Origin of the sequence: Mesorhizobium sp. M7A.F.Ca.CA.002.09.1.1 (assembly GCF_003998555.1) — a bacterium.
In the GTDB taxonomy this organism is placed as follows: domain Bacteria; phylum Pseudomonadota; class Alphaproteobacteria; order Rhizobiales; family Rhizobiaceae; genus Mesorhizobium; species Mesorhizobium ciceri.
Genome location: NZ_RZRR01000921.1, coordinates 1 through 2,168 on the forward strand (window position 1 = coordinate 1; position 2,168 = coordinate 2,168).

The following is a 2,168-nucleotide window of genomic DNA, read 5'->3' on the forward strand; positions in this document are numbered from 1 at the left end:
CAGATTGAGGCCTTGCAGGGCAGGGAAGTCCAGCAGCGGCGTATCCGGCAGACGTCCGAGAGCCAGAATGATGGTCGCGCAGGCCAGTGCCGCTGCGGCGGCGGCAAACTGGATGGTGCGCCGCTGGCCGATCGGCTGGGCAAGGAGCGACGTCCTGCCCAGCCAGGCCGGCAGCACGATGGCCGCGATCACAGCCACTGTGGCTGCGGCAAACGCGGCACTGCCGACGTTCGGGAATGGGATGTAGAGTCCTCGGCTGGTGAGCAGGAAGCCCCAGGCTTCGTGCGCGCTGCGCGGCGTCGGCAGGTGCGTGATGATCGCATACCAGAAGAAAACCTGGAGGATCAGCGGAATGTTGCGGAAGATGTCCACATAGGTACGGCCGAGCAGCCGCGCCAAATCGTTCGAAGACGTCCGCGCCAGACCGACGATCGTTCCCACGATCGTCGCCAGTATCAGGCCGACGCTCCCCAGGAACAGCGTGTTGATGATGCCGATGAGGAAGTACCACCAATAGGGATCATTGGCCGTGGCGGGCAGCAGCGAGAAATTCACATCCCAACCCGTCGACTTGAACAGAAAGTCGAATCCGGAGGTGATCCCCTGATCAGCCAGGTTGCGGCGGGCGATCACGATGCCGGCAAGCACCATCGCGGCGATCGAGCCGACATAGAGGACCTGCAACAGCGCGTTGCGGACCTTTTGATTTCTCAGCAGGCTGACCATCCAAAGATCCTTGCCGAATTGTCGCCGACCCCGCCCGGCTGTGCCGGGCGGGGCCTGGAGCGGGTGAGTTAAGGACGGATCAGTCGATCACCAGCGGGAACAGGACACCGCCATTGTTCCAAAGGTTGGTCAACTCGCGGTCCATCTTGTAGGGCGAGTCCTTGCCGAGGTCGCGCTCGAAGATTTCGCCGTAATTGCCGACGTTCTTGATCACCTTGTAGGCCCAGTCATCATCGAGACCGAGACCCTTGCCCATGCCTGGCGTGACGCCGAGGAACTTGGCGACTTGCGGCGAGGTCGGCTTGGCCTTGACCTCGTCGACGTTCTTGGAGGTGATGCCTTCCTGCTCGGCGAAGATCAGCGTGCTCAGCGTCCAGTTGGCGATGTCAACCCAATTGTCGTCGCCTTGGCGCATGATCATGACTTCAGGCTCGACGGCGAGCACGTCGGGCAGGATGACATGGTCGTCGACCTTGCTCTTGGCGATGCGCGCAATGGCGAGCGTCGGGCCCCACTGCGCATAGAGATCGCAGCGTCCGGAGAAATAGGCCTGCTCGAGCTCCTCGGTCTTTTCGATGAGCACGGGTTCGAGCTTGATGCCAAGCTTGGCCGTATAGGCCGCGACCTGCTGTTCCTGCGACGTGCCGGCGGGAATGCAGATCGTGCCGCCGGCCGCATCCTTGAGCGACTTGAGGTTTAGCTCCTTGTGCGCCATCACCTTGGTCGTTCCGAGGTAATAGGACATGGAAAATTGCAGGCCGAGCTCGGTGTCGCGGCTGAGCGTGCCGCCTGACGCCTTGATGATGATGTCGACATCGCCCGATTGCAGGGACGGCCAGCGCTGCGCCCAGCTGATCGGAACGACCTTCAGTTTTGCCGGGTCGCCGAGCACGGCCGTGGCCACCGCCCGGCAGAGATCAATGTCCATGCCCTTCCAGTTGCCCTTGTCGTCGACTTCGGCGAAGCCGAGGTAAGACCCGTCATGGCCGGTGCAGTTGAGCACGCCGCGCGCCTTGACGGCTTCCAGCGTCTTGCCGCCGGCGGCTTCTGCCGGCGCTGCAAAATGCACAAGTCCAAGGGCCATGGCTGCGGCCCCCCATTTCATCGTCTTCATGTTCCGTCTCCACTGTTGAGGTTGTTTGGTTTCTTGTTGTTGGAGGCCCAAAAGTTCTCTTTCGGAGCTCGGTCTCAAAGCCGCTCCTAGTCGGAAAGCGGGGTCGGTTTCGGCACGGAGGAAATCTTCAGATCGCTGCCCCAGTCCTGCTGGGCGAGCCATCGGTGAAGGGCGGCGACCGCCTTCACGCGCAGGTGCCCGCGCGGGACGATCAGGTAGAATCCAGGAACTTCTTCCGGCCGCATATCGGCAAGGGCGTCGCGCCCGACCGGAGCGACCAGCGCGCCCGACCTCAAATCTTCCTCGGCGTCGATGACGGAGACGAGAC

At 62.5% G+C, this 2,168-nt stretch carries 2 protein-coding genes and 1 pseudogene; all 3 read right to left on the reverse strand.

Annotation, left to right across the window (positions count from 1 at the left end; genetic code table 11):
• A partial coding sequence (locus EN994_RS28350; RefSeq protein ID WP_164746279.1) for an ABC transporter permease subunit occupies nucleotides 1–726 on the reverse strand: 726 nt, incomplete at its 3' end.
• A gap of 79 nt (nucleotides 727–805) precedes the next feature.
• The gene (locus EN994_RS28355; RefSeq protein ID WP_013530400.1) at nucleotides 806–1,840 is read right to left on the reverse strand and encodes an amino acid ABC transporter substrate-binding protein; all 1,035 of its coding nucleotides are present in this window, start codon (nucleotides 1,838–1,840) and stop codon (nucleotides 806–808) included.
• 86 nt (nucleotides 1,841–1,926) lie between these two features.
• Nucleotides 1,927–2,168 (reverse strand): annotated as a pseudogene (locus EN994_RS28360) (transcriptional regulator); the annotation flags it as partial.

Excerpts from the sequence above, each read along its gene's own strand:
- EN994_RS28355 (WP_013530400.1), bottom strand. The coding sequence starts at position 1,840 with ATGAAGACGATGAAATGGGGGGCCGCAGCCATGGCCCTTGGACTTGTG.